Origin of the sequence: Liquorilactobacillus uvarum DSM 19971 (genome assembly GCF_001434935.1) — a bacterium.
Lineage (GTDB): Bacteria > Bacillota > Bacilli > Lactobacillales > Lactobacillaceae > Liquorilactobacillus > Liquorilactobacillus uvarum.
The window spans coordinates 1-248 of record NZ_AZEG01000140.1; the positions used below are offsets into that span (position 1 = coordinate 1).

The window sequence follows — 248 nt, forward strand, 5'->3', positions numbered from 1 at the left end:
ATGCAACAAGTTGTCTTACCCATCAAAGATTCAAACGTTCTTAAAGAGGTTCAAGATACGTTACTCAATAACTTTAAAGCTGGCCGACGTAACTATACGATTTTTCAAGTTGGTAAAGCGACGCTACTGCGAGTGAGTGACGTTATGGGCTTAAAACAGGCCGATATTTTTAATCCGGACGGTTCTATTAAACAAAATGCGTTTATTCATGACCGAAAAACTGGTAAACCTAATACCTTGTACCTTAA

Annotated in this window: 1 protein-coding gene; it reads left to right on the forward strand. The window is 37.9% G+C overall.

Features of this window, described 5'->3' with window-relative positions; translation table 11 throughout:
* The coding region (locus FD20_RS12815) for a site-specific integrase (protein ID WP_477218320.1) at nucleotides 1-248 on the forward strand (248 nt) is incomplete at both ends.